The organism is uncultured Leptotrichia sp. (assembly GCF_938036635.1).
GTDB lineage: Bacteria > Fusobacteriota > Fusobacteriia > Fusobacteriales > Leptotrichiaceae > Leptotrichia > Leptotrichia hongkongensis.
The window spans coordinates 1-1,156 of the sequence record NZ_CALHQO010000094.1 but is presented as its reverse complement, the minus strand read 5'-3'; the positions used below and the strand labels follow the sequence as shown (position 1 = coordinate 1,156).

1 protein-coding gene is annotated in these 1,156 nt (G+C 36.9%); it reads left to right on the top strand.

Annotation, left to right across the window (positions count from 1 at the left end; translation table 11 throughout):
• Window positions 1-10 precede the first annotated feature (10 nt).
• Window positions 11-1,069 carry a 3-isopropylmalate dehydrogenase gene (leuB, locus tag Q0370_RS01765; RefSeq protein ID WP_299571289.1) on the top strand — a complete coding sequence of 353 codons (1,059 nt, stop codon included), beginning with the start codon at window positions 11-13 and terminating at the stop codon, window positions 1,067-1,069.
• Window positions 1,070-1,156: the final 87 nt, after the last annotated feature.

Sequence of the window (1,156 nt, the reverse complement as noted above, 5' to 3'; positions counted from 1 at the left end):
AAGTGCAAAAATGAACTATAAAATTGCAATATTAAATGGAGATGGAATTGGGCCGGAAATAGTGGCTGAGGCGATAAAGGTTTTGGACAAGGTTGGAGAGAAGTTTGGACATCAATTTGAGTATGTTCGGGGATATCTTGGAGGGGAGTCTGTAGATAAATATGGAGTGCCTTTGTCAAGTGAAACTGTGGAAGTTTGTAAAAATAGTGATGCTATTTTGCTTGGGGCTATTGGTGGGCCTAAATGGGATAATATTGAGCCTGAGAAACGTCCTGAGAGAGGGCTTCTTGCGATTAGGAAGGAACTAGGAGTTTATACAAATTTGCGTCCTGCGATTTTGTTTAAATCGTTAAAGAGTGCGAGTCCTTTGAAGGAAGAAATAATTGGAGATGGGCTTGATGTGATGATAGTAAGGGAGCTTACTGGAGGGCTTTATTTTGGGCATAGGGAATATTCTGATGAAAAGGCATTTGATACACTTCCTTACACAAGACCTGAAATTGAAAGAATTGCGAAAAAAGCGTTTGAAATTGCAAAACTTGGAAATAAAAAACTTACGAGCGTAGATAAACACAATGTTTTGGATACTTCAAAATTGTGGAGAAAAGTTGTAGAAGAAATTTCAAAAGATTATCCTGAAGTGGAAGTTTCGCATATGTATGTGGATAATGCTGCAATGCAATTGATTGCCAATCCTAGACAATTTGACGTGATTTTGACTGAAAATATGTTTGGAGATATTTTGTCAGATGAGGCTTCAATGCTTACAGGCTCGCTTGGAATGCTGCCATCAGCGAGTCTTGGAGATGGAAAAGTCGGACTTTATGAGCCAAGTCACGGTTCAGCACCTGATATAGCTGGAAAAAATATTGCAAACCCAATAGCGACAATACTTTCGGCAGTAATGATGTTAAGATATTCATTTAATCTTCAAAAAGAGGCCGATGCAATAGAAAAAGCTGTGGAAGAAGTATTAGAAGCAGGATTTAGAACAGCTGATATTTATACAGATGGTATGAAGAAAGTTGGAACTGATGAAATGGGAACTGAGATTACTAATAGAATTTAGAATCTAAAAATTTTGGAAAAAGAAGGATATTTTTATGGAAGAAATATTACACTATGAAAATGTAACTTTTAAGCGTAATGGCAGAGA

Excerpts from the sequence above, each read along its gene's own strand:
- leuB (WP_299571289.1), top strand. The coding sequence starts at position 11 with ATGAACTATAAAATTGCAATATTAAATGGAGATGGAATTGGGCCGGAA.